Consider the following 22435-nt stretch of genomic DNA (forward strand, 5'->3'; position numbering starts at 1 on the left):
TCACAGGCCGGCGATCCACAACGCCAGCAGGTCGGCTTGGAGCTTGCGGGAGCGGGCCAGCCAGGCGCGGGCCTCCGGGGGAATCTCGGCGATGCGGCGGTCCATCGTCCGGTCCATGGCGGCGCGCTGCGCCTCGTCGGTGACGAAGAAGGCGAAGCCGAGCGTCCGCCCCTTCGCCGTCGTCAGCGTTCCGGCCAGCGCCTTGGCGTAGGCCAGCGTCCCCGACTTGGCGCGCACGCCGGGGGGCAGGGCCTTGCCCTCGTCCTCGCCGGGCAGAAGGGCCAGAACCGCCGGGCCGGCGCCCTGGATCAGCGCCATGGTCTGGGCCGGGGTGATCCGCGACGCGGCGCTGAGCCCCGAATGGTTGAGCAGCCGCATCCCCGTCCAGTCGGTGCGCGGGGACGCCAGCATGGCCGGCGCGGTCAGCACCGCCGCCGATTGCGGCAGCGTCTGCACCGCCGGGTCCAGTTGCCGGGCGGCGGCCAGCCCGATCAGCTCCGCCGACAGGTTGTTGGAGTAGCGCAGGACCTGCCGGGCCAGGACCTCCAGCGGCTCGCTGCGGTGCAGGGCGGCGAGCGTGGCGGTCGGCGGCACCGCGCCGGGGGTCGGGGCGGGCAGGGCGATCCCCGCCTCCGCGGCCAGCCGGCGGAAGACGTGGGACGCCGCCAGGCCGGGCCGGGTGACCGGAAGCCACAGGCTGGCCGCCATGCCCGGCTGCGGGGCGAATCGCCAGCGCTCCCCCTCCGGATCTCCGACGGCAGCGGCGAGCGGGGTGAAGGCCGCCCCGGCCCCGGCGCCCAACTGCACCGTCACGCTGTCCAGCGGCACGCGCCCGGTGTCGGACACCGACCAGGCGCTCACCCGCACCGGCTGCCCGGCGGCGGCGGGGCGCGCCCAGTCGAAGCGGAAGCGGTTGAAGTTCAGCGACAGCGCCCCGACGCCGGTGTTGTAGCCGGCGGTCCAGGGCTGCCCGGAGTCGATCTCCGCCATCTCGGGCAGGGCGGAGGTGTCGTAGAGGAAGCGCCCGGTCACCCGCGTGACGCCCAGCGCGCCGAGATCGCGCAGCAGCTCCGTCAGCCCTTCGCTGGACAGCGACGGGTCACCGCCGCCTTTCAGGATCAGGTCGCCGTCGAGCACGCCGTTTCCCAGCCGCCCCGTTATGTGCAGCGTGGTTTCGAAGCGGTGGTCCGGCCCCAGCACCGCCAGGGCGGCGGCCATCGCCGGCAGCTTGGCGACCGAGGCCGGGGCGAAGGGCTTGGCCGGCTGCCGCTCCGCCAGGACGGCGCCGCTGTCCGGATCGAACAGCACATAGCCGACGTCATCGGCGGAAAAGCCGTTGCGGGCGATCGCCTCGCGGTCGTCCGGACCGGTGGCGCCATAGGGGGACGCGCAGGCCGACACCGCGGTGACGCAGGACAGCAGGAGCAGGATGGAGAAGGTCGGTAGCCGCATGACGCCCAGTCTAGCGCAACGCGCCGCCCGCATCCGCGCCAATCGTTGGCCGGGCCCCAATCAGGACGGGAGCGGGCCAGGAATCTTGCTGCGCGGAAAGTCCGCTTACCGTACGATGAAGTCCTCAAAAGACGCCACGCCTCTGGGGAAAGAGCTGAAAAGCCCATGATGTCACGGCGCCGCAGCCTCACGTTCGAAGTGGTCGTCGACCAGGGCGGAAAACCCAACATCGACGGGGTCTTTCCCGACGAGGCCGCAGCCCGGGAACGCGCGGCGTATTTGCTTCGTCTTGCGAAATTTCCGGTTGTCCGGATTTTGAAGGTGAATCAGGCGGGCAAGGAAGAGGTCATCTTCCAGAAGTCCAGCTCCGGCGGCGGCAAGCCCACCACCATCTCCACCATCGACGAGACCGACGTCGGGTCCGCCAGCCTGTGCAGCGACGCGCTCCAGCTCTTTTCCTTCGAGAGCCGGATGCTGCTGCTGCGCCTGCTGCGCGGCTATTGGGACGATCAGGCGGTGATCCCGGCCGAGCAGCTCCACCGCTACTACCCGCTGCGCTATTTCGAGCGGGAGGCGCTGCTGTTCAACCCGGCGATCAGCCGGCTCGCCACCCTTCAGGCGCCCTTGCTGGGCGTGAAGCCGTTCGACCGGCACGACCAGCTCACGCGGATGTTCACCCGGCTGAAGGAGATGGCGCAGGCGTCGGACACGCTGGCGCCCTTCGACGCGGCGCTGGCCCGCGGCGGGGTGGGCGGCCTGCTGGCGGCGGCGGCGGAGCGCCCGCCGGAGGAGCGCGACCGGCTGGTCACCCACGCCTTCGCCGCGGTGCTGGAGCCCTGCCGCGACTGGCCCGGCAAGGTCAAGGCGCTGCTGCGCTTCAACCGCGAGGACGGGGAGGAGGAGGCGAACCGCCGCCTGCTCGACCAGATGCTGGCGGAGACGGTCGACGGGCGGGAGCCGGTGCGCGCGCTGATCGGCTACGCGCCCGACCTGGGGGCGGCGCTGCAGAGCCTGATCGCGGCGGTGCATGGCGACCTCGACGACCGTCTGCCCCACACCGACGAGCTTCTCGCCCTGTCAAACGCGCTGGGCGGCGGCGGCTTCGACGAGACGCGCAAGGCGCTGCTGCGCCGCATCCAGGGCGGTCTGGCCGGCCTGACCCCGCTGACCCGCACCGGCACCGCCGCGGAGGGCAAGGCCTTCGGCATCATCGTCGACCGGCTGACCCACTTCGACGGCTTCCTGGGCGGCGCCGGCATGGCGGAGGCGCTGACCCGGCGCGCCAAGACGGTGTGGAGCCACGGCGGGCAGGACGCATCCTTCGACACGGCGGTGCAGCGTCTGGCCACCCGCCTGCCGGCGCCGGCCCAGCGCATCGGCTATCTGCTGGACCTCGCCACCAGCCCCTTCGGGCGCAACAAGCTCAGCGTCCTGATCCGGCAGGTCGCCAGCGAGTTCGAGAGCATCACCTCGGCCCGCGAGCTGGTCGCCCCCGGCGTCAGCACGGACGACGTGCGCAGCGGCCTGGGCCGCCGCCTGCGCGCCGCCGGCATCCCACGCGCGCTGGCCGAGGGGCTGATCGCCAAGATCGCGGCGATTCCGGACGCCGAACGGTCGCTCGGCATTCCCTTGCTGGCCGCTCCCGCCGGGGAGGTCGTGACGCGGGCGACCGAGGAGACGGTCCTGATCGACATGTCCAAGGCGGCGGAGCGGCTGGTCCTGTTCTGGCGCGGCCAGACCCGGGCGATCCCGGAGGACGGGACGCAGATCGTCATCGGGCGGTCGTCGCAATGCCAGTTCGTCCTGGACATCGCCTCGGCCTCGCGTCGGCACGCCGCGGTGTCGCGCCAGGACGGCGTCTTCGTGGTGGAGGATCTCAGCCGCAACGGCACCCAGATCGCCGTTCCGGGCGTGGCGGAGCCGCGGCGGCTGAAGCCCGGCGAACCGCTGCCGCTGCCGCCGCGCGGCGAGATCGTCATCGGCTCCGCGGAGCTGGGCGAGGAGCCGGCGCGCATCGCCTGGGAAATCGTCAAGCGCTGAACGCCGCGTCCAGCGGGCGGAACACAGGGCGCCAGCCGTCGCCGCGCACCGCCAGCGCGCCGACCAGACCCGGCGCCGGGCGCAGGTCGAACAGCGACCAGTCCGCAGCGGTCCCGGCCTCCAGCGCGCCGTCCAGGCTCAGCAGGCGGGCGGGGCGGCCCGGCACCAGCTCCACCGCGAAGCGGTCGAGCGGAGTCGACAGCCCCTGGCCGGTCGCCTTGATGAAGGCCTCCTTGCGGGTCCAGCCATTCAGGAACGCCTCGTCGCGCAGCGCGTCGGGCAGGGCGGCGAAGGCGTCGCGCTCCTGCGGCGCGAAGAAGCGCTCGGCGATTCCGGCGGCGTCCGGCAGGCGGCGCAGCCGTTCGATGTCCACGCCCAGTTCCACCGTTTCATGGGGTGCGATGGCGATCAGCACGTGATCCTTGCAGTCGGCGAGGTTGAAGGCCGGGCCGCCGGGCAGGGAGGGCTTGCCCATCGGCCCGTAGGCGAAGGCCAGAGTCGCCGGGTCGCGGCCCATCACCCGCCCGAGCAGATGGCGGAGCAGCCCGCGCCGCAGCGCGCAGCGGGCGCGCAGTTCCTCCGTCGCGAAGCGGGCGGCCCGCGCCGTCTCGTCGGGGGAGAGCAGGGCGCGGAACGCCTCCAGCCGGTGCGCCAGCCCGCGCAGGTCGGCATAACAGAGTTGAATTTCTCCCGTTTCCCGCATCGGATGTCCCCATTCCCCGGATTCGGGACTATAACCGCGCTGGCCCCGCGCGGCGATTGCGCTATCATGCGCCTCCCTTTTGCCGGATCTGGAACCATGGTCGATACCGCTCAGCTTGCTCCGCATCTGTCCAACGTCGTCAAGGACGCCGCCATTCCCGAGCTGCCCAACCACTACCGGGGCAAGGTGCGCGAGAATTACGACCTTCCCGACGGGCGGCGCGTCATCATCGCCACCGACCGGCTGTCGGCCTTCGACATCATCCTGACCGCCATCCCCTTCAAGGGGCAGGTGCTGACCCAGATCGCCCGCTACTGGTTCGAGGCGACGAAGGACCTCTGCCCGAACCACGTCCTGGAATACCCGGACCCCAACGTCGTGGTCGCCAAGCGGCTGACCATCATGCCGGTGGAGATCGTGGTCCGCGACTATCTGGCCGGCACCACCGGCACCTCGCTGTGGACGATGTACAAGAAGGGCCGTCGGGAGATGTACGGCCACGTCTTCCCCGACGGGCTGCGCGAGAACCAGAAGCTGCCGGACACCATCATCACCCCGACCACCAAGGCCTTCGACGCCGGCCATGACGAGGAGCTGACCGCCGCCCAGATCGTCGAGCGCGGGCTGCTGACCCAGGCCCAGTGGGACGAGGTGACGGAGAAGGCGCTGGCCCTGTTCGCCCGCGGGCGCGAGATCGCGGCGGCGCGCGGCCTGATCCTGGTCGACACCAAGTACGAGTTCGGCTTCGACGAGGCCGGCAACATCATCCTGGCCGACGAGATCCACACGCCGGACAGCAGCCGCTACTGGTTCGCCGCCAGCTATCCGGAGCGGTACGAGGCCGGGCAGCGTCCGGAGAGCTTCGACAAGGATTTCGTGCGGAGCTGGGTGACCCAGCGCTGCGACCCCTACAAGGACGCCATCCCGGAAATCCCGGCGGAGGTCGTGCTTGAGGCCGCCCGCATCTACATCGAGGCGTTCGAGACCATCACCGGCCAGACCTTCCAGGTTCCCACGGAAGTCACGCCGGCGGTGGAGCGCATCCGGGCCAACCTGGCGCCGTACTTCGCGAAGCCGTGATGAAGATCGCCATCCTCGACGATTACCAGAACGTCGCTCGCGATCTGGCGGAATGGCATCGCCTGCCCAACGGCAGCGCGCTGACCGTCTTCGAACGGCCGATCCCGGCGGAGGAGGTGGCGGGCACGCTCGCCCCCTACAGCGTCCTGGTGATCATGCGGGAGCGCACGCCGTTTCCCGCGTCGCTGATCGAGGCGCTGCCGAACCTGCGGCTTCTCGTCACCACCGGCGGGCGCAACAACGCCATCGACCTGGAGGCCTGCAAGGCCCGCGGCATCACGGTCTGCGGGACCGGCATGGTCGGCACCCCCACGGCGGAGCTGACCTGGGGCCTGATCCTGGCGCTGGTCAAGCGCATCCCGCAGGAGGAGCGCGGCCTGCGCGCCGGACGCTGGCAGGCCGGCCTGACGCAGGGGCTGGCCGGCAAGCGCCTCGGCCTCGTCGGGCTGGGCAAGCTGGGCACCCAGGTGGCGCGGGTCGGCCAGGCCTTTGGGATGGAGGTCGCGGCCTGGAGCCCCAACCTGACCGACGAGCGGGCCGCCGCGGCCGGTGTCGTCCGGCTGGACAAGCGCGACCTGTTCGCCACCTCCGACATCGTCAGCGTCCATCTGGTGCTGGGCGAGCGGACGCGCGGCGTGGTCGGGGCGGAGGACATCGACGCGATGAAGCCCTCCGCCTTCTTCGTGAACACGTCGCGCGCCGGTCTGGTCGATGGGGACGCCCTGCTGGCGGCCCTGCACGAGCACCGCATCGCGGGCGCCGGTCTGGACGTCTTCCCGGTGGAGCCGCTGCCGGTGGACAGCCCCTGGCTGGAGGCGCCGAACACGGTGCTGACGCCGCATCTGGGCTATGTCACCCGCGAGAACTACGACGTCTTCTACCGCGACGCGCTGGACGACATCCTCGCCTGGCACGCCGGCGAGCCGGTGCGGATGCTCGCTTAAGGACGGGACGGCACCGCCCCGCCCTCTCCCCATGGCGCGGGGAGTGGGCGGGGCCTCCCGCATGGGCGCAAGCCCTTGATAATTTTTAGGCTTCCGTGTCTTTCCCGGATTGGCCGTCCAGGCGGCGCCATCCCGCCCCGCCCGTTCGTTTTTCGCTCCCGCAGCACGGATTGTGGGATTACAGCCGCGGCCAAGACGTAGATGGATGGCGACCCCCTCACTTGCGGGGCGCGATTCCATTCCCAAAATGGGTGTGGAGCCTGCGGCAAGGGCAGAAGAGGGACGAGGTGTGTTGCGAGGCGCGGGCCCTACCGGGGCTGCGTGTCCGTGGGGTGGGGCGGCCACCAGTCCCGGCGATGAATGGCGTCGTGGACAAGGCGTGCTGAATTTGATTGGCCAAGATTGATTGGCCAAATTTGATTGGAAGTCTGTTGGTTCACGGCCATCCCGGCACGGACCGCGGACGGTCGGGACAGGAGACGGAAGGTTTGCCACCCATGGAGACAGGAATGAACATCTCGGACCTCTTGTCCGCACACAACGTCATTCTCGATGCCGGGCCGGCCAACAAGGAAACCCTGCTCGATCTTCTCGCCACAGAGGCGGCCAGCCGGATCGGTGCCCCCAAGGAGGACATTCTCAAGGCCCTGCAGGCGCGGGAGCACATCGGCTCCACGGCGCTGGGCAAGGGCGTGGCGCTTCCCCACACGGAACTGCGCGGGACCGAGAGCCCGCTGGTGCTGTTCGCGCGGCTCCGCAAACCCATCGATTTCGAGGCTCGCGACGACGAGCCGGTGGACCTGTTCTTCCTCGTCCTCTGGCCGACTGCGACCCGCAAGGGCCTGCTGCCCGTCATGGGCGAGATCTGCCAGGCCCTGCGCGATCCGCAATCCCTGCGCAGGCTGCGTCAGGCGGAGACGCCCGACGCCGTGGTGCAGCTCGTCCGGCAGGCGCTTCCCCCCAACGCCGAGCGGGAGCCTGACGACGACGATTTCTGACCGAGCGATTTCTGGCCGGCGCGGCGAGGGACCTCCATCCTCCCTATATTCGTAAAGCCGACAGTTCTCAGCATTTTGGCCCCTCCGATTGCCCGAGACCCCATTGTCACAGACCATGTCCGAAGCCCTGCTGCTCCTGGCCGCCACCGGCCTTCCGTTCGTCGGTGCGATCGTCGCCGGGGTGCTGCCGACGCACGCGCGCAACACCGCGGCGTGGCTGGCCGGTGCGATCGCGATCATCGGGCTGGGGTTGGTGTGGGCGGCCTATCCGACGGTGGCGGCGGGCGGGGTGATCCGCCATTCGATGGCCTGGATGCCGTCGCTCGGCCTCGACCTCACGCTGCGGATGGACGGCTTCGCGTGGCTGTTCGCCGGGCTGGTGTTCGGGGTCGGCGCGCTCGTCGTGCTGTACGCGCGCTATTACATGTCGGCGGACGATCCGGTCCCGCGCTTCTTCGCGTTCCTGCTGGCCTTCATGGGGTCGATGACGGGGGTGGTGCTCTCCGGCAACCTGATCCAGATCGCCTTCTTCTGGGAGCTGACGAGCCTCTTCTCCTTCCTGCTGATCGGCTACTGGCACCACACGGCGGCGGCGCGCGACGGCGCGCGCATGGCGCTGACCATCACGGCGACGGGTGGGCTGTGCCTGTTCGCGGGGGTGCTGCTGCTCGGCCACATCGTCGGCAGCTACAACCTCGACGTCGTCCTGGCCTCGGGCGACAAGATCCGCGAGCACGCGCTCTACCTGCCGGCGCTGGTCCTCATCCTGATGGGCGCCCTGACCAAGAGCGCGCAGTTCCCGTTCCATTTCTGGCTGCCGCACGCCATGGCGGCGCCCACCCCCGTCTCGGCCTATCTGCATTCGGCGACCCTGGTGAAGGCCGGCGTCTTCCTGATGGCACGGCTGTGGCCGGTGCTGGCGGGGACCGAGGCGTGGTTCTGGATCGTCGGCAGCGCCGGTCTGGCCACCCTGCTGATCGGCGCCTATGTGGCGATCTTCCAGAACGATCTGAAAGGACTTCTGGCCTATTCGACCATCAGCCATCTCGGGCTGATCACGCTGCTGCTCGGGCTCAACAGCGAGCTCGCCATGGTCGCGGCGATCTTCCACATCATCAACCACGCCGCCTTCAAGGCGTCGCTGTTCATGGCCGCCGGGATCATCGACCATGAGACGGGCACCCGCGACCTCCGGCGCCTGTCCGGCCTGAACCGCTTCATGCCCTTCACGACGCGGCTGGCGATGGTGGCCGCCGCCGCTATGGCCGGGGTGCCGCTGCTGAACGGCTTCATCTCGAAGGAGATGTTCTTCGCCGAGACGCTGACGGCCCAGGGGTCCGTGACCTTCCTGCTCGACATTCTGCCCTTCGCCGCCATGGTGGCGAGCGCCTTCGCCGTGGCCTATTCGCTGCGCTTCATCCACGGCGCCTTCTTCGGCCCCGACCCGGTCGATCTGCCGCACCTGCCGCACGAGCCGCCGGCCTGGATGCGCCTTCCCGTCGAGATCCTGGCGCTGGCCTGCATCATCATCGGGCTGCTGCCCGCGGCCACCGTGGGGCCGTACCTGAACATGGCGGCCCACGCCGCGCTTGGCGCCGCGACGCCGGAATACAGCCTGGCGGTCTGGCACGGCTTCAACACGCCGCTGGTGATGAGCCTGCTCGCCCTGGCGGCCGGGGTGACGCTCTACTTCCTGCTGCAGCCGCTGTTCCGCAACAACATCGAGGGTCCGCCCTTCATCAGCCGCCTGGAAGGCCGCCGGATCTTCGAGCGGAGCATGGTCTTCCTGTCCTGGCGGCTCGCCCGGACGCTGGAAGGTCTGCTGGGGACGCGGCGCCTGCAGCCCCAGCTCCGGCTGGTCGTCTGCGTCGCCATCCTGGCCGCGGGCTGGGCGGTCTACCGGCGCGGGCTCGGCCCCGGCAATCTGGTGCCGCAGGGCATCGACCCCGTGCTCGCCCTGATCTGGGTGATCGGCGCGGCCTGCGCCCTGGGCGCGGCGTGGCAGGCCAAGTTCCACCGCCTCGCCGCGCTGATCCTGCTCGGCGGCACCGGGCTGGTCACCTGCGTCACCTTCGTCTGGTTTTCCGCCCCCGACCTCGCGCTGACCCAGCTGCTGGTCGAGATCGTCACCACGATCCTGCTGCTGCTCGGCCTGCGCTGGCTGCCCAAGCGGCTGCCCAGCACCGGCACGTCGGAGGTGATGCGGACGGGGCGCCGCCTGCGCGACCTCGCCATCGCCATCACCGCCGGGCTCGGCATGGCGGGGCTGGCCTTCGGCGTGATGACCCGCTTCCCGCCGGAGATCCTGGCGCAGCATTTCCTGGAGCGCGCCTACACCGAGGGCGGCGGCACCAACGTCGTCAACGTCATCCTGGTCGACTTCCGCGGCTTCGACACGCTGGGGGAGATCGCCGTGCTGGGCGTGGTGGCGCTGACCGCCTACGCGCTGCTGCGCCGCTTCCGCCCGGCCCCCGACAGCGTGGACGTGCCGGAGCAGCAGCGCGACCAGAGCGCCTACGACATCGCCCGGCCCGAGCGGCGGGAGGGCGACACGGTGGCCGATTGGCTTCTGATCCCGTCGGTGATCGCGCGGCTGCTGTTCCCGGTGGTCGGCATGGTCGCGCTATTCCTTCTGCTGCGCGGCCACGATCTGCCCGGCGGCGGCTTCGCCGCGGGGCTGATGGGCTCGATCGCCATGATCCTGCAATACATGCTGGGCGGCACGCAGTGGATCGAGGCGCGGCTGCGCGTGCTGCCGCTGCGCTGGATGGGGCTCGGGCTGCTGCTGGCCGCCGGTACGGGCCTGGGCGCCCTGCTGTTCGGCCGGCCCTTCCTGACCACCTACTTCGCCTACGCGGACCTGCCGCTCATCGGGAAGATCCCGACGGCCAGCGCGCTGCTGTTCGACATCGGCGTGTTCGCGCTGGTCATCGGTGCCACCATGCTCACCCTGATCGCGCTGGCCCGCCAGTCGGTCCGCGGCCATCGCGCCGCAGCACCGCGCGTCCCGGCGGCGAGCGCCCCCGCGGTGCCCGGCCCGATCCTGAGCGGTGCCCCCACCACTGCCCCGACCGGCGCCCCGACCGCCGCAACCGGAGACGATTGATGGAACTTATCCTCGCCCTCGGGATCGGGGTGCTGACGGGCTCCGGAGTCTGGCTGCTGCTGCGTCCCCGCACCTTCCAGGTCATCATCGGCCTGTCGCTGCTCTCCTACGCCGTCAACCTCTTCATTTTCTCGACCGGCGGCCTGCGCACGGGGGCGGCCCCGGTGCTGGAGCGCGGCATGGCCGGCAGCCTCGCCACCCACGCCGACCCGGTGCCGCAGGCCCTGGTCCTCACGGCCATCGTCATCAGCTTCGCGACGACGGCGCTGTTCCTCGTCCTGCTCCTCGCCGCGCGAGGCCTGACGGGAACCGACCATGTGGACGGCAAGGAGAAGTCCCGGTGAACGGGTGGCCAATGAGCGCTTGGATGAATCATCTGGTGATCGCGCCGATCATCATCCCGCTGCTGGTCGGCGCGCTGCTGATGCTGATCGACGAGCGGCGGCGGGCGCTGAAGGCCACGCTCGGCGTGGCGTCGGCGTCGGCGCTGCTGGCGCTGGCGGTTCTGCTGCTCTATCTGACGGACCACACCGCCACCGGGGCGGACGCCACCGTGCGCGTCTACCGGCTCGGCGACTGGCCGTCGCTGTTCGGCATCGTCCTGGTGCTCGACCGGCTGTCGGCGATGATGCTGGTGCTGACCGGCATCCTGGGTCTGTCCGCCCTGGTCTTCGCGCTGGCGCGCTGGCAGAAGGCGGGGGCGCATTTCCATTCGCTGTTCCAGTTCCAGCTGATGGGTCTGAACGGCGCCTTCCTGACCGGCGACCTGTTCAACCTCTTCGTCTTCTTCGAGATCATGCTGGCCGCCTCCTACGGGCTGGCGCTGCACGGCTCCGGCCTCGCCCGCGTGCGCGCCGGGCTGCATTACATCGCCATCAACCTGGCGGCCTCGCTGCTCTTCCTGATCGGGGTGAGCATGATCTACGGCGTGTCCGGCACGCTGAACATGGCCGAGCTGGCCGTGCGCATCGCCGGGATCGCTCCGGAGGACCGCGGGCTGCTGGAGGCCGGGGCGGCGATCCTCGGCGTCGCCTTCCTGATCAAGGCGGGCATGTGGCCGCTGGGCTTCTGGCTGCCGAACACCTACACCACGGTGGGCGCGCCGTCCGCCGCGATCATCTCGATCCTCAGCAAGGTCGGCATCTACGCCATCATCCGGATCTGGCTGCTGGTCTTCGGCGACAGCGCCGGCACCTCGGCGGGGTTCGGCGGGCACTGGCTGCTGATCGGCGGGGTCCTGACCATCGCCTTCGGCTCCATCGCGGTGCTGGCGACGCAGAATTTGGCGCGGCTGGCCGGCGGCAGCGTGCTGGTGTCGTCCGGAACGCTGCTGGCCGCCGTCGGCGCCGGGCAGGTGGCGGTGACCGGCGGCGCGCTGTTCTACATGACCAGCTCCGTCCTGGCGATCGCCGGGCTGTTCCTGCTGATCGAGCTGGTCGAGCGCGGTCGCATGGTCGGCGCCGACGTGCTGGCGGTGACGCGCGAGGCCTTCGGCGAGGGCGAGGACGAGGAATCGGATGACGACGACGCCATCGGCGTGTCGATTCCGGCGATCATGGCGATCCTCGGCATCGCCTTCATGGCCTGCGCGCTTCTGCTCGCCGGCCTGCCGCCGCTGTCCGGCTTCCTCGCCAAGTTCGCCATCCTGGCGCCGATGCTGGCGCAGGGGGCGGAGGGGCTTCCCTTCACCACCTGGGCGCTGATGGCGGCGCTGATCCTGTCCGGTCTGGCGACGGTCGTCGCGATGAGCCGCACCGGCATCGACGTCTTCTGGGCGTCGCCCGCGGGCGATCTGCCGCGCGTGCGCCTCGTCGAACTCGGGCCGGTGATGATGCTTCTGGCGCTCTGCGTGGCGCTGACCGTCCAGGCCGGTCCGGTGATGCGCTACATGGAGGACACCGCCCGCTCGCTTCACGGGCCGGAACGCTACGTCCAGGGGGTGATGACGACCGCGGCGCCGGGAACCGGCAAGGGGGCCGCGCCATGAAGCGCTGGCTGCCCTACCCGCTGCTGACCGCCGCGCTCGTGGCGATGTGGCTGCTGCTGACCGAGAGCGTGGCGCTGGGCTCCATCCTGATGGGCGCCATCCTGGCGACCGTCACGGTCTGGGGATTCGCGGCGCTCGACCCGCCGGGCGGCCGGCTGAAGCGGCCGCGCGCCGTCATCGCGCTGGCCGTGCTGGTGATGGGCGACATCGCGCGCTCCAACCTCGCGGTCGTCAAGATCATCCTCAACCCGCGCAAGACGGAGCGGGTGTCCGGTTTCCTCCACATCCCGCTCGACATGCGGGCTCCCTACGGTCTGGCGACGCTGGCCTGCATCATCACGGCGACGCCGGGGACGATCTGGGTGGAGTACAATTCCGCGAACAACACGATCCTTCTCCACATCCTCGATCTGGTCGATGAGAGCACCTGGATCGACACCATCAAGGGACGGTACGAGAGGCGCCTGATGGAGATCTTCGAATGACCGCCACGCTGCTGCTCTGGTCGATCTTCCTGGCGCAGATCCTGCTGGTCATCGCGATGGCCTGCGCGACCTATCGCGTGCTGCGCGGGCCGCGGGCGCAGGACCGCGTGCTCGGGCTCGACACACTGTACGTCAACGCCACCATGCTGCTGCTGACCTTCGGCATCCGCACCGGCAGCACGCTCTATTTCGAGGCGGCGCTGATCATCGCGCTGCTCGGCTTCGTCGCGACGGCGGCCTTGGCGAAGTTCCTCATGCGTGGAGAGGTGATCGAATGACGCATCTGGCCGACCTGCCGGTCTGGGCGGCAATCCCGGTGGCGTTGCTCCTCCTGCTCGGCGCCTCGCTGGCGCTGATCGGGTCCATCGGGTTCGTGCGGCTGCGCAGCTTCTACGAGCGCGTCCACGCCCCGACGCTGGGCACCACCATGGGCATCGGCTCCGTGCTGCTGGCCTCGATGCTCTGCTTCACCGTGCTGCAGTCGCGGCCGGCGCTGCATGAACTCCTGATCGCCGTCTTCATGATCGTGACGACGCCGATCACGCTGATGCTGCTCGCCCGCGCCGCCCTCTACCGCGACCGCAGCGAGGGCAGCGACGACGTGCCGGCGGCGCCGCCGGCCCCACCGGTCCAGACCGCCGCGCCCCCGGCCCCCGACGCCGCCCCGCCGGTGTAGACTTTCCTTCAGTACGTCAGGTCGCCTCGACCTGGGCGAACATGCCGGAGTCGTCGGTGAAGCTCTTGAACTCCAGCCCGTTGCCGGAGGGGTCGAGAATGAAGAAGGTCCCCTGTTCCGACGGCTTGCCGGGGTAGCGGATCTGCGGCTCCAGGAGGAAGGTCGCGCCGGCGGCCTCCAGCCGTTCCCGCAGCGCGTCCCAGACCGGGCGCGGCAGCACCGCCCCGAAATGATGCAGCGGCACCGCCTTGCCGTCGACCATGCTGGTCTCGGTCGAGCGCGGCTCGGACGAGCGGTGGGCGGAGATCTGGTTGCCGAAGAAGTCGAAATCGATCCACCGCTCGGTGGAGCGCCCTTCGCGGCAGCCCAGGACATCGACGTAGAAACGGCGGGTTTCCTCGATGTCCCGGATGGGAAAGGCGAGATGGAACGCGAACACCGGCGCACCCTTTTGACGTTGGTTCGGGTGGCCAGGGTAGACCGCGGTCCGTGGTGCCAACAAACGGTTTAAGCGCGGGTCGAGTGCGCGAAAACGCTGCGGCCCCGGTCCGGAACGCGAACCGGGGCCGCCGTGTGCTCAGAAGGCCAGACGGGTGTCGAGCATCAGGATGTGCGCGCGGTCCTTCAGGTCGCCGCCGTCGGGACGGCCCGCCTGCAAGGTGGACTGCACGTAGTCGTACTCCAGCCCGGCGGTGAAGCCGGGGGCGACGGTCCAGGTGACGCCGCCCTGCCAGATGTCCGCCTTGCTCGGCGTGGACATGGTCGCGCTGTCGTTGCCCAGCGCCCGCAGGTAGTTGGCGGCGAACAGCAGCGGCCCGGCACCGTACTGCGCGCCGAAGATCCAGTTCTGCTGCGCCCGCGTCTGGGCGAGGCCCTCGGCGTAGCCGCTGTCGCCGCTGTAGGCGTAGCTGGCTCCGACCTTCACCGGCCCGTAGCCGACGTTGGCCCCGACATGGACGGAGTTCAGGTCCTCGAAGGACTGGCTGACGACGCCGTCGGTCTGGCGCACCGCCTTGCCGGTCGCGTAGAAGGCGCTGCCTTCGATGCTGAAGTCGCCGACGGCGGTCTGGAAGGCGGCGCCGGCCTCGACCACGTCGCGGAAGGACAGCAGGTCGCCCAGCACGTCCGTGGTGCGGCGGTTGACCGACGTGTTGGAGTCGCCGCTGCGCGGCATGTAGGACACCGCCGCCGACAGGCCGCCGAAGCTCGGCGTGATGTAGACGAACTTGGTCCCGGTGTCGTAGGCGATCAGCGTGCGCAGGCTGGTGGCGGCCAGCGGCAGGGCGCCGAAGGTCGAGGAGCCGTTCAGGAACAGGATGCCGTTGCTGTCCGGGCTGCCGGCCACGCCCTCGACGTTCGGGCCGATCATCCCGTATTCGTCCGACAGGCCGTTGATGACGCCGGCCTGGATCGTGCCGAAGGCGCCGTTGGCGAAGAGGAAGGCGCGGTCGTTCTCGATGTTGCGGGTCGAAACGGTGGGATCGCCGTTGCCCGCCACGATGCGCAGCCGCGCGCCGTAGGTCAGGCCGTTGTCGGCGGTGGCCGTCGGGGTGACGACCAGACGGTAGCGGTTGGCGAACTCGCGCGAGCGCAGGCCGTCGTCCTGCTGCTGGCGGATGTAGGCGCCCTGGAAATAGGCGTCGCCGCCGAGGATCAGGTCGAAGCTCGGCTCGGCCAGGGCCGGAGCCGCCGTCAGGGCCGCGAAGGCGGTGCCGGCGAGAGCGGCGGCGCGAAGGGAGAAGGCGTTCATGGGCGTGGTCATTCCAGGGTCGAGGCTTGCGGAAATGGTGTCAGTCGTCCCCTCTCCCCTCTGGGGAGAGGGTTGTTAGGGAACCAGCGGCGGCCGAAGGCGGTGAGGTTGTCGTCCTGCAGCCGGGCGAGGCAGAGGACTTCCACGCTGTCGGCCCAGCGCGGGTTGATGCGGCGGAACTGGGCGACCGCCGGGCTGTCCAGCTTGGCCTCGCTGATGGCGCGGGCCTCCTCGGTCAGGCCGTAGCCCTGCCACTGCCAGTCCACGGTGCCGGTGTCGGCGTCGTAGTAGTGGGCGAAGCACTCCCGCCCGATGTGGTCGCGGAACGCCCGGTCAAGGGCGTCGGGGGGCTGGTCCGGATGCGGCGTGTGGCGGACGAACAGCATCGGCATGTAGCGGTAGGAGCGGTAGCCGACCGCGCTGTAGCTCCAGTACCACAGCCGTCCCGACCGGTCGGCGCGGGCGCGGGCGACCATCTCGGCGACCATCGAGCGCACCAGCTCGTTCGACCCCCAGAAGCGGCGCTCCAGGATGCAGTGGGCGGTGTGGAAGGCGCCGACGGCGGTGCCGCCGATCTCCATCGTCTGGCGGTAGACGGTGGCGAAGCCGACCAGTTCCCCGGTCCCGGCGTCCTCCTGGAGCACGCAGTGGTCGAGGTCTTCCAGCTCCTCGTTGAAGTAGTCCTCGCCGTAGCCTTCGAACCAGACGCTGAGCAGGGCGAACATCGCCGCCCGCCGCTCCGGCGTCAGGGCCGCCGGCTCGACGAAGCTGGTCCGCAGAGGAGGACGCGCCGCGGGCGTGGTCATCCCCCAGCCCCGGCACCGGTCAGGTAGAGCGCCGCCCCGGCCTCGCGCACGTCGGCGCAGATGTCCTCATAGTTGCAGGTGATCTCCTCCCCGGCGGCGATGTCGCGGCGGGCGACGAAGCGCCGCCAGTCGCCGGGATCGGCCCGCCCGATGGACGGACCGTCGGCGTGGTTGAGGAACCGGGCGTCGTCCCCCGGCAGAAGGACGCCGACCCCCTCGATCACGCAGCCGTGGAAGTCGACCAGCCGGGCGACCTGCGGAAACTCGGCCAGCACGGCGTCGTCGGGCGCCAGCAGGCGGTCGATGCGGGCGTCGAACGCCCACACCGGCGTGCCGGCGGCGACCGCCTCCTCGGCGAAGAGCCCCAGCCCGTGGATCGGGCTGGAGGCGAGGCGGGTGGCGATGAGGAGCGGCATGGCGTCCTTCTCCGGGGCTTAGGCGGCGGCGGTGGCCGGCGCTTCGGCGGGAGTCAGCGACTCGTCGAACTCGAAGCTGGCGGCGTCGTCGACGAACTGCTCGGCGATGGTCGTGCCGGGATTCTTCAGGCAGACGCCGATGTAGTCGGCGAAACGCGGCGGCGGGGTGAAGCCCTCGGCCAGCAGGCGGCTGTTGTCGAAGGCGATGTCCTGCGCGGTGAAGCGGTGGTACTTGCGCCCGCCGGCCATCATGGTCCGGTGCAGGATGTCGCGCTGCGGGAAGGCCAGCCGGAAGGCGCGGTCGAAGGGCTTCCAGCCTTCCGGACCCTTCGGGTCGAAGAAGCTGTAAGGGCGGGTGCCCTCATGGCCGTGCGCGGCGAAGGCGGCCTGGAAGTCGCTCCACAGGGTCCGGCTGCCGAGGCCGGCGGAGATGTGGTAGAGGTTGTGCTTCAGGTCGGGCTTGCGCAGCAGGTCGTGCAGCCGGGCCGAGGCCCAGTCCACCGGAACGATGTCGATGAAGCCGTCCGGCGAGCAGGGCAGCACGCCGGTGCGGTCGACCAGCCGGAAGAACCAGAAGATGCTGGCGCTCGGGCGCACGCCCATCGCGGTGTGGCCGACGACGATGGACGGACGGCAGACGACGATCGGAAGGTCGGGGAAGCCGGCGGCCAGGGCGCGTTCCGCCGCCGCCTTGCTGCGGGTGTATTCGACGATGTGCGGCGTGTCGTGGCCGGGGGCCGGGGCTTCCTCGACCATCTCCAGCCACGGCGTCTCGCCGCAGCAGAAGGCGGTGCCGATGTGCAGAAAGCGCTGCAGGTGCTTCATGCGGCGGGCGCGGGCGGCCAGCGCCAGCGTGCCGTCGACGTTGATCTGCCAGACCGAATGGCGGCTGTCGAAGGAGGTGTCGGCGGCGACGTGGACGATGTGGGTCACCGCGTCCAGCCGCGGGTCGGCGCTGGTCGCCAGCGACTGCAGGTCGCCCGGAAGGATCTGGCAAAGATCGGCGTAGGCCTGGGCGGTGGCGCGGTCGACGCAGCGGGCGAGATTGCTGGCGAGACGGGCGCGGCAGGCGGCCTCGTCGGCGCCGCGGATCAGCAGCAGGCAGTCCGCCGCGGTCCCGTTCTTGACGGCGTCGAGGTAGAAGGAACCACCGAGAAAGCCGGTGCCGCCGGTGAGAAGGATCATGGTGTGCCTCGGTCTCGCGTCTGGGGGAGGGGAGGGTTCGGTTGGTGGCTCCGGTCCGCCGGCCCCGATCCACTGGTCTGGATCAGGCGGGCAGCAGGTCGGGGGCCGGAAGGGTCGGGGTGTCGAGCCGGCGGATACCGCCCTGCTCGACCTGGATCTGCACGTCGGCGGCGTCGAAGTACGCGTCGTCGTGGGTCACGGCGATCACGGTGATGCCGCGCGCCTTCATCCAGGGAATGATCTCGCGGTAGAATTTCCGCCGGAAATAGGGGGACTGGTCGGCCGCCCATTCGTCGAGCACCAGCACGGGCTTGCGCTCCAGCAGGGCGGCGGCCAGCGCGAGGCGCTTCTTCTGCCCCTGGGACAGGTCCACCGTCGTGAAGGCGCGGTCCTCGACCGCCACCTTGTCGGACATTTCCAGCAGGTCGAGCAGCTCGTCGGCGAAGCCATCCTCCGGCGACACCGCGCCGTAGAGCTGACGGGTGACGTGGTTGTCGGAGAAGACGACGGAGAACAGGTCGCGGTAGGACGCCAGCGTGTCCGCCGTCACCACCGCGCCGTCCACCGTCAGGCTGCCGCGCTGCGCCGGGTAGAGGCCGAGCAGCATGTGGATGAGCGTGCTCTTGCCGGCGCCGTTGTGGCCGGTGATGAAGACGACGCTGCCGCGTTCCACCGTCAGGTCGATGGGGCCGACGGTGAAGGAGCCGGTGCCGTCGCGCCCGGGGTGGCGGTAGGACGCGCCGTCGAGCGCGAGGGTGGCGAAGTCGGCGAAGCCGGTCGGCGGCGTGTCCTTGGGCCGGCGCTGGGCGGGGCGGGGAGGTGCCTTCAGCTCCGCCTCCACCGCCAGATAGGAGCGGGCGGCGGTCTCCGCGCTGATGTAGGAGGGGTAGGAGGCGACGATGGTGATGACCGGATAGGCGATGAAGGCGGCGGCGTGCCCGGCCAGGACCACGGTCGCGATGTCGGTGCTGCTCACAGCCGGCAGCAGGAAGACGATCCCGGCCAGCGCGGCGTAGTAGGTCAGTTCGCTCAGCGTGAAATAGTGGCTGTACTCGGCGCCGAAGCGGTGGCGCTCCTTGCGCAGCGCCTCGGCGCAGGCGGTGGCGTCGGACAGCGCGTTGGCGGCGCGGCGGCGGTTCAGCTTGCACTCGCGCAGAGTCTGCAGGATGTGGTCCGACCGTTCGGACAGCGCGCCCTCGGCCTCGTGGATCGTCTCCGACAGCCGTTCCAGCCGCAGCACGGAGCGGCCGATCAGGACGCCGCCGACCGTCAGGAAGCCCAGCACGATCAGCACCGCGGCGTTCGACAGGGTGGCGAGATAGAGCAGGCACAGCACGATGGCCGCGACCGACTGGAAGCTGATGACCAGTGTCGGCACCGCCTGGGCGAGAAGCTGCAACTCCGGCCCGGCGACCTGGGCGAGGCGGGTGGAGCCGACCGCCGTGGCGTCCGGCAGGTCGGCGGCCACCGCCCGGCGCAGCAGGTCGACGCGCAGGATGGCCAGCGCCGCCTGCATGCGCTTGGACGCCGCGTTCATCATCCAGCCCTGCGAAAACCGCCACAGAAAGGCGGACAGCAGGAAGATGAACAGCAGCCGCTGCAACCCCTCCGGATCGTCCATGATGACCAGCGCGCTGTTCAGCGAGGTCAGCAGGGCGAGGTTGAGGGCCGCCGCCAGCACCGCCAGCAGCATCAGCGGCTGCATGTTGCGCAGGGCGTCGCGTCTCAGGATGCGCCAGAGATCCATCGCCGGCTCACTTGGACTGGATGAGGTCGAGCAGGCGGGACGGCGACATGGTCGACAGGATGGGGGCCGAGGCGGCCTTGCCGTCCTTGGCCGGTCCGCCGGCGGTCCCCGGGGCGGCGCCCGCCGGCTGGGGCTTGACGCCGGGGACCGGCGCCGCCGGCGCGTGGCCCGCCGCGGCCGGCGCGGCTTCGGCGCCGGCATGGCTCAGGCTGGGCATCTGGGCCACCGGCACCTGTCCGGGCGTGCCCTCGCCGCTCAGCGAGGGAAGCTGCGCGGCGGGCGGCACCGGCAGGCCGCTCGGCATCGTGACCGTCGCGGCCCCCGCCTGCGGCGCGCCGGGGGCGGGGGCGCCCGGCATCGGGAGGGTGGCGCCCTGACCCGAGGCGGCGTCGAGGATCAGCGGCAGCCCGCCGCTGGCGGCGTTGCCGATGACGACGATCTTGGCGTTGGGCGAATGGGCCAGCTCCAGCGTCGCTTCGATGCCGCGCCAGCGCAGGTAGTTCTCGGTCAGGTTGGCCTGGACCGTCTCCTGGAAGGCGCGGATGCCCTGGCCTTCCAACTGCTTGCGCTGGCTCTCGAACAGCTCGCGCTGCAGGCGGAACTGGTATTCCTGGGCGGCCTGGTCCTGCTGGATCTTGCGCTCGATCGACACCATGATCGCTTCGGGCAGCGAGACGTTGCGGATCAGGATGTCCTGGATCAGCAGGTAACCGGTCTTGGTCCGCCCGTCGGGCTTCGGCGTGTCCGCGGCCCCGATGATCTGGGCGTACATCACGCGGTCGGCGACCTGCTCGAAGGTTTCGGTCTGAACGCGCAGGCGGCGGTGTGCGTAGAGTTCGTCGGCCTTGAAGCGCGACACGATCTCGCGCGAGACCGACCCGACCTCCGGCACCAGCAGCACTTCCAGGTAGTTCGGCCCGACGTTCTTGTGCAGGGCGGCCAGCATCTCCGCGTAGGGGCGGTAGCGCACCGTGATCTCGATGCTGACGTTCAGGCCGTCGTTGGCGATCGCCGAGTAGGAGCGGGTGTCCTCCTGCAGGCGCAGGTCGTAGACCTCGATCTTGTCCCAGGGGAAGATGACGTGCACGCCCTCGGCCAGGGCCGGACCCATCTGGGTGCCCTGATGGAAGCGCTTCCACAGCACGCCGCCATGGCCGGCGGGGATGAAGACGACGATCGACGGCGCGAAGTAGAGGAAGATCAGGATGCCGACCAGCAGCGTGCACAGCAGCGACCGGCGGTGCTCCTCGTACCAGTTGCCGAGCAGCGCGCGCAGGCGCGACTTCGGCTGCGGCGTCGCGTCGGCGTCGTCGTAGGTGAAGGCCTGGTCAGCCATGTCACGCGGTCTCCTGGAGCAAAGCCGTGGCGGGGCGGGACGCGTCCGTCCGCTCACCGGTCATTTGGCTGTTGGTCATCTGGCCGTTGGTCATGTGGATGGTCACGTCGCAGACCGACGCGGCGTTGCCGTCGTGCGACACGAAGATCACGGTGCGGCCGAGCGCCCGCAGCTTGCCGATGATCTCGTTGGTGAAGCGGGTGCGGAACTCGGCGTCCTGGTCGGAGGTCCATTCGTCGAGGATGATGATCGGACGCCCCTCCGCGACCGCGACGGCCAGGGCGACGCGGCGGCGCTGGCCTTTGGAGAGATCGCGGTTCAGCAGGCCGTCGCCGGTCTCCGGAACCAGATGGTCGATCTTCAGGTAGGCCAGCATCTCGCGGAACAGCTCCGCGTCGAAGGTCGGCCCCTGCGGCAGGCGGGTGAACAGGTGGTGGTCCTGGAACACCGCGCAGAACAGGTCGCGGTAGGACTCCAGCCGATCGCCCTCCACCGCCTGCCCGTCGAGCAGCACCTGCCCCTCGTCCGGGCGGAACAGCAGCGGGATGACGCGCAGCAGGGTGGACTTGCCCGACCCGTTGGCGCCGACGATGCCGACGACGCTGCCCGCCGGGATGGTCATGTCGATGGGGCCGATCACGAAGGGCTCGGGCCGCAGCCCGGCGCGGTAGGCGAAGCGCACGTCGCGCAGCTCGATGCTGGCGAAGCGGCGCGGCGCGCGGGCCAGCTTCGACGGCGCGTACTCCGCCGCCGGCATGGCGGCGAGCAGGGTGGTGAGCTGGTTCGCCGCATCCTCCGCCGCGATGTAGTCGGGCACGGCGTTGAGGAACTTCGACAGCGGCCGAGCGAGGAACAGGATGACCGAGGTCACCAGCGGCAGCTCCGCCGCCGACAGCGCGCCCATGCGCGGGAAGATGAAGACGAAGACCGCGGAGAAGCCGATGACGATGGTGGCGATCCAGGAGAACAGCTCGCCCAGGTTGCGTCCGTGGCGCCGCTTCAGGTCCTCCCAGCGGGCGACATCGGCCTCGACCGCCTGGCACAGCTCGTCGCGCCGCGCCTTGCCCAGCTTGATCTCGGCGTTGCCGCCCACCAGCTCGGAGAAGCCCTGGAGCATCCGCACCTCGGACTCCTTGGCTTGGCCCAATAGGGCGCGGGTCCGCTGCGCCTCGCGCACATACCAGCCGCCGATCATCGCGCCGGCCACCAGAAGCAACGTGGCGCCCACCGTGGTCAGCGTCCACAGGTAGAGGTAGGCCACGACCGCCACCAGCATCATGTTGGCGGCGATCGACAGGTTGGGCAGCAGCGCCGCGATGCGCTCCAGATGGTGGTTGCCGAGGTCGAAGGAGCGGCGGGCCTGCATGTCGAGGATGTCGGCGTGGTTGCCCAGCGTTACGGTCTGCAGGAAGCGCCGCCGCACCCCGGCCAGCGCGCTGAAGCCGGTGGTCAGCACCAGCCCGACGAAGCGCTTGCTGAAGGCGTAGGAGACCAGCAGCGACAGGCAGAAGATCAGGAAGGGCGTGTCCAGCACCTCGCCGCGCATCCAGCCGTTCAGCTCCGCGCTGAGGCTCATCAGGCTGATGAGGTTGGCGGTGGCGGCAACGCAGCCGGTCACCACCAGCCGGGTCAGGATCTCACGGTCGGCCAGCCCGATCAGGGGCAGCAGGGCCGAGACGGGCCGGCTGGGCGCGACGCGCTTGCTTGTCTTGCTTTTGCTCATC

At 70.2% G+C, this 22435-nt stretch carries 20 protein-coding genes; 10 read left to right on the forward strand and 10 right to left on the reverse strand.

Translation table 11 applies throughout. The features are described 5' to 3' along the window. The gene (gene dacB, locus D3869_RS20600) at positions 1 to 1452 is read right to left on the reverse strand and encodes a D-alanyl-D-alanine carboxypeptidase/D-alanyl-D-alanine endopeptidase (RefSeq protein WP_137141686.1); all 1452 of its coding nucleotides are present in this window, start codon (positions 1450 to 1452) and stop codon (positions 1 to 3) included. A gap of 321 nt (positions 1453 to 1773) precedes the next feature. Between dacB and D3869_RS20605 the strand changes: the two genes are divergently transcribed. Beyond that, the gene (locus tag D3869_RS20605; protein ID WP_247895812.1) at positions 1774 to 3492 is read left to right on the forward strand and encodes an FHA domain-containing protein; all 1719 of its coding nucleotides are present in this window, start codon (positions 1774 to 1776) and stop codon (positions 3490 to 3492) included. Here D3869_RS20605 and D3869_RS20610 read toward each other — a convergent pair. Next, complete coding sequence (locus D3869_RS20610) at positions 3482 to 4195, reverse strand: 4'-phosphopantetheinyl transferase family protein (RefSeq protein WP_137141688.1); 714 nt, start codon at positions 4193 to 4195, stop codon at positions 3482 to 3484. The two genes, D3869_RS20605 and D3869_RS20610, sit on opposite strands and share 11 nt — an antisense overlap. Before the next feature lie 96 nt (positions 4196 to 4291). On the opposite strand from D3869_RS20610, the gene D3869_RS20615 reads away from it, so the two are divergent. The 9 genes from D3869_RS20615 to mnhG all read left to right on the forward strand — a co-directional run bounded on the left by D3869_RS20615 (position 4292) and on the right by mnhG (position 13471). Then, on the forward strand, positions 4292 to 5275 hold the full coding sequence (locus tag D3869_RS20615) for a phosphoribosylaminoimidazolesuccinocarboxamide synthase (RefSeq protein ID WP_137141689.1): 984 nt from the start codon (positions 4292 to 4294) through the stop codon (positions 5273 to 5275). Next, positions 5275 to 6219, forward strand: coding sequence for a D-2-hydroxyacid dehydrogenase family protein (locus D3869_RS20620; RefSeq protein ID WP_137141690.1), 945 nt, complete (start codon positions 5275 to 5277; stop codon positions 6217 to 6219). The genes D3869_RS20615 and D3869_RS20620 overlap by 1 nt, the downstream gene beginning before the upstream one ends. 509 nt (positions 6220 to 6728) lie before the next feature. Next, complete coding sequence (locus tag D3869_RS20625) at positions 6729 to 7217, forward strand: PTS sugar transporter subunit IIA (RefSeq protein WP_137141691.1); 489 nt, start codon at positions 6729 to 6731, stop codon at positions 7215 to 7217. Positions 7218 to 7332: 115 nt separating this feature from the next. Further along, on the forward strand, positions 7333 to 10323 hold the full coding sequence (locus D3869_RS20630; protein WP_137142029.1) for a monovalent cation/H+ antiporter subunit A: 2991 nt from the start codon (positions 7333 to 7335) through the stop codon (positions 10321 to 10323). Then, entirely contained in the window at positions 10323 to 10667 is a 345-nt protein-coding gene (locus D3869_RS20635) for a Na+/H+ antiporter subunit C (RefSeq protein WP_014197933.1), read from the forward strand. Before D3869_RS20630 ends, D3869_RS20635 begins: the two co-directional genes overlap by 1 nt. A 23-nt stretch (positions 10668 to 10690) precedes the next feature. Next, on the forward strand, positions 10691 to 12310 hold the full coding sequence (locus D3869_RS20640; protein WP_137141692.1) for a monovalent cation/H+ antiporter subunit D: 1620 nt from the start codon (positions 10691 to 10693) through the stop codon (positions 12308 to 12310). Beyond that, positions 12307 to 12795, forward strand: a complete 489-nt coding sequence (locus tag D3869_RS20645) for a Na+/H+ antiporter subunit E (RefSeq protein WP_137141693.1) — start codon at positions 12307 to 12309, stop codon at positions 12793 to 12795. Before D3869_RS20640 ends, D3869_RS20645 begins: the two co-directional genes overlap by 4 nt. Then, positions 12792 to 13073, forward strand: coding sequence for a K+/H+ antiporter subunit F (locus tag D3869_RS20650; protein ID WP_137141694.1), 282 nt, complete (start codon positions 12792 to 12794; stop codon positions 13071 to 13073). The genes D3869_RS20645 and D3869_RS20650 overlap by 4 nt, the downstream gene beginning before the upstream one ends. Next, positions 13070 to 13471, forward strand: a complete 402-nt coding sequence (gene mnhG, locus D3869_RS20655) for a monovalent cation/H(+) antiporter subunit G (protein WP_137141695.1) — start codon at positions 13070 to 13072, stop codon at positions 13469 to 13471. Before D3869_RS20650 ends, mnhG begins: the two co-directional genes overlap by 4 nt. A gap of 16 nt (positions 13472 to 13487) precedes the next feature. Here mnhG and D3869_RS20660 read toward each other — a convergent pair whose 3' ends face one another. The 8 genes from D3869_RS20660 to D3869_RS20695 form a co-directional block, all read right to left on the reverse strand. Then, on the reverse strand, positions 13488 to 13910 hold the full coding sequence (locus tag D3869_RS20660) for a VOC family protein (RefSeq protein WP_137141696.1): 423 nt from the start codon (positions 13908 to 13910) through the stop codon (positions 13488 to 13490). A gap of 138 nt (positions 13911 to 14048) precedes the next feature. Further along, positions 14049 to 15233, reverse strand: coding sequence for a porin (locus tag D3869_RS20665; RefSeq protein ID WP_247895813.1), 1185 nt, complete (start codon positions 15231 to 15233; stop codon positions 14049 to 14051). Further along, positions 15230 to 16027 (reverse strand): hypothetical protein, encoded by a 798-nt coding sequence (locus D3869_RS20670; RefSeq protein ID WP_137141697.1) that lies wholly within the window; start codon positions 16025 to 16027, stop codon positions 15230 to 15232. Before D3869_RS20670 ends, D3869_RS20665 begins: the two co-directional genes overlap by 4 nt. Further along, positions 16024 to 16443 (reverse strand): SET domain-containing protein, encoded by a 420-nt coding sequence (locus D3869_RS20675; RefSeq protein WP_137141698.1) that lies wholly within the window; start codon positions 16441 to 16443, stop codon positions 16024 to 16026. The genes D3869_RS20670 and D3869_RS20675 overlap by 4 nt, the downstream gene beginning before the upstream one ends. 18 nt (positions 16444 to 16461) lie before the next feature. Further along, on the reverse strand, positions 16462 to 17628 hold the full coding sequence (locus D3869_RS20680; protein ID WP_137141699.1) for an SDR family oxidoreductase: 1167 nt from the start codon (positions 17626 to 17628) through the stop codon (positions 16462 to 16464). Between the two features lie 82 nt (positions 17629 to 17710). After that, positions 17711 to 19375, reverse strand: a complete 1665-nt coding sequence (locus D3869_RS20685) for an ATP-binding cassette domain-containing protein (RefSeq protein ID WP_137141700.1) — start codon at positions 19373 to 19375, stop codon at positions 17711 to 17713. A gap of 7 nt (positions 19376 to 19382) precedes the next feature. Beyond that, positions 19383 to 20711, reverse strand: coding sequence for a prohibitin family protein (locus tag D3869_RS20690; RefSeq protein ID WP_137141701.1), 1329 nt, complete (start codon positions 20709 to 20711; stop codon positions 19383 to 19385). 1 nt (position 20712) lies between these two features. Beyond that, positions 20713 to 22434, reverse strand: a complete 1722-nt coding sequence (locus tag D3869_RS20695) for an ATP-binding cassette domain-containing protein (protein WP_137141702.1) — start codon at positions 22432 to 22434, stop codon at positions 20713 to 20715. Position 22435 lies beyond the last annotated feature (1 nt).

The organism is Azospirillum brasilense (assembly GCF_005222205.1).
Classification (GTDB): domain Bacteria; phylum Pseudomonadota; class Alphaproteobacteria; order Azospirillales; family Azospirillaceae; genus Azospirillum; species Azospirillum brasilense_G.